Origin of the sequence: Streptomyces calidiresistens (assembly GCF_014141525.1) — a bacterium.
Taxonomy (GTDB): domain Bacteria; phylum Actinomycetota; class Actinomycetes; order Streptomycetales; family Streptomycetaceae; genus Streptomyces; species Streptomyces calidiresistens.
The window spans coordinates 1-2,809 of sequence record NZ_VKHS01000715.1 but is presented as its reverse complement, the minus strand read 5'-3'; the positions used below and the strand labels follow the sequence as shown (position 1 = coordinate 2,809).

Annotated in this window: 2 protein-coding genes; both read right to left on the bottom strand. The window is 75.2% G+C overall.

All coding sequences use genetic code 11. The annotated features are described in order from the left end of the window. Nucleotides 1-313: XdhC family protein (locus FOE67_RS21870; RefSeq protein WP_182666555.1), on the bottom strand; the 313-nt coding region annotated here is incomplete at its 3' end. A gap of 85 nt (nt 314-398) precedes the next feature. Next, on the bottom strand, nt 399-2,809 hold a 2,411-nt coding region (gene pucD, locus FOE67_RS21865; protein ID WP_182666554.1), incomplete at its 5' end, for a xanthine dehydrogenase subunit D.

Genomic DNA, 2,809 nt, shown 5'->3' with positions numbered 1-2,809 from the left:
TCGGCCTCGGTGAGCCCGAGGGCGGCGAGGAACCCCTCGCGCTTGCGCCGCACCGGCACGAAGCGCTCCGGCCCCACCGCCAGGCCGATCCGGCGGTGACCCACCTCCCGCAGGTGCGCCACCGCCACAGCCGGTACGCCTCGCCCTCCACGCAGCCGCCGGAGACACCGCCGAGCACGGCCCCGTCGGCGTCCACGGCCAGGGCCGCGCCGGGTCCGCGCGGCGCGCTGCCGTCCACCGCGACGACGGTGGCCACGGCGAAGGAGCGACCCTCCGCGCACCAGCGGGCCAGGTCGGCCGCGATGTCCAGCATCGAGGGTCTCCTTCCTCCGGGCTTCCCCGTGTTCTCCCGTGTTCTCGCGTGTTCCCCGGTGTTCCCCGTCGGTCCGTCCCGTCGGTCACCCCCCGCTCGATCGGGCGGCCGGTGGGGGGTCGGGGACGAAGGCGTCACAGTCCACCAGGTGCTCGGGGCGGACCGGGACGCGGTGCAGCGCCCGGCCGGTGGCCTGCCGGATGGCGGCCACCACCGCCGGCGTGGAGGAGAGCGTGGGGGCCTCGCCGACACCGCGCAGCCCGTAGGGGGCGTGCTCGTCCGCCAGTTCCAGGATCTCCACCGGGATGGTCGGGGTGTCCAGAACGGTGGGGATCAGGTAGTCGGTGAAGGAGGCGTTGCGCACCCGGGCGTCCGGGCCGACGAGGATCTCCTCCATCACCGCCAGGCCCAGCCCCTGCACGGTGCCGCCCTGGATCTGGCCGATCACCGACAGCGGGTTGAGGGCCTTGCCGACGTCCTGCGCGCAGGCCAGCTCCACCACCTTGACCAGGCCCAGGTCGGTGTCCACCTCCACCACCGCCCGGTGCGCGGCGAAGGAGTACTGGACGTGGCCGTTGCCCCGGCCGGTGCGGATGTCGAAGGGCTCGGTGGGGCGGTGCCGCCACCGGCGCTCGATCTCGATCGCCTCCCCGCCCAGCACCTCCGCGATGTCCACCAGGCGCTCGCCGCCGGCGGTCGTGATCGCGCCGTCGACCGGCCGCAGATCCGGATCGGACCAGACCGGATCGCCGTTCCCGCCGAACCGGCGGCGGGCCAGCTCGATCAACCGCTCGCGCACCAGGACGCAGGCGTTGCGGACCGCGCCGCCGGTGACGTAGGTCTGTCGGGAGGCGGAGGTGGAACCCGCCGAGCCCACCCGGGTGTCGGCGGGCCGGATGACGACCCGCTCGACGCCCAGCTCGGTGCGGGCGATCTGGCCGTGCACCGTCACGCCGCCCTGGCCCACCTCGGCCATGGCGGTGTGCACGCTCACCACCGGCTCGCCGCCGACCACCCGCAGCCCCACACGGGCGGTGGAGTAGTCGTCGAAGCCCTCGGAGAAGCCGACGTTCTTGATGCCGACCGCGTAGCCGACACCGCGCACCACCCCCTCGCCGCGCGTGGTGTTCGACAGGCCGCCGGGCAGCTCCCTCGGGTCGGGGAGGACCGTGCCGGCCGGCCCCGCGCCCGCCCGGGGGCGCTCCGGCGGCATCGGCCGCCGGCGGACCCGCTCCAGCAGTTCGGCGACCGGAGCGGCGGAGTCCACCACCTGCCCCGTGGGCATGACCGAGCCCTTCGACATGGCGTTGCGCCGGCGCAACTCCACGGGATCCATGTCGAGGGCGGCGGCCAGCTTGTCCATCTGGGCCTCGTAGGCGAAGCAGGCCTGGACCGCGCCGAAGCCGCGCATCGCGCCGCACGGCGGGTTGTTGGTGTACAGGGCCAGGGCCTCGATGTGGACGTTCGGCACCTCGTAGGGGCCGGCGCCCAGCGAGGCGGCGTTGCCCACCACCGCCGGGGAGGAGGAGGCGTAGGCGCCGCCGTCCAGGACGATGCGGGCCGTCAGGTGGGTGAGCCGGCCCTCGCGGTCGGCGCCGTGCTCGTAGCGCAGCCGGGCGGGATGGCGGTGGACGTGGCCGAAGAAGGACTCGGTGCGGTCGTAGACCATCTTCACCGGCCGGCCGGTGCGCAGGGCCAGCAGGCAGGCGTGGATCTGCATGGACAGGTCCTCGCGACCGCCGAAGGCCCCGCCGACGCCGGAGAGCGTCATCCGGATCCGGTCCTCGGGCAGGCCGAGGACCGGGGCGATCTGCCACAGGTCGGCGTGCAGCCACTGGGTGGCGACGTACAGGTCCAGGCCGCCCTCGCCGTCGGGGACGGCCATGCCGGATTCGGGCCCCAGGAAGGCCTGGTCCTGCATCCCCACCTCGTACTCGCCGGTGACGACCACTGCGGCGCGGGCGCGGGCGGCGGTCACGTCGCCGCGCACCACGGGCTGGCGGTGCACGATGTTGGGGTGGTCGACGTGCTCGGCGTGCCGGTCGGTGCGGCCGGGGTGGAGCACGGGCGCGTCGGGGGCGGTGGCGGTCGCCTCGTCGACCACGACCGGCAGTTCCTCGTATCCGACCCGGATCAGGCCGGCGGCACGGCGGGCGATCTCGGGGTGGTCGGCGGCCACCAGCGCGACCGGCTCCCCGTGGTACCGCACCCGGTCGCGGGCCAGGACGGGGGTGTCGCGGATCTCCAGGCCGTAGTGCTTCTCCTCGGCGGGGAGGTCGGCGTGGGTGAGGACGGCGTGCACGCCGGGCACGGCGAGGGCGGCCGAGACGTCGAGGGACCGGATCGCGGCGTGGGCGTGGGGGCTGCGCAGGGTGTGGCCCCAGAGCATGGACTCGTGCCACAGGTCCGAGGCGTAGGCGAAGTCGCCGGTGACCTTGGGCACGCCGTCGGGGCGGCGGGCGGAGGCCCCGACGCCGCCGGTCGCCGGGGCGGGAC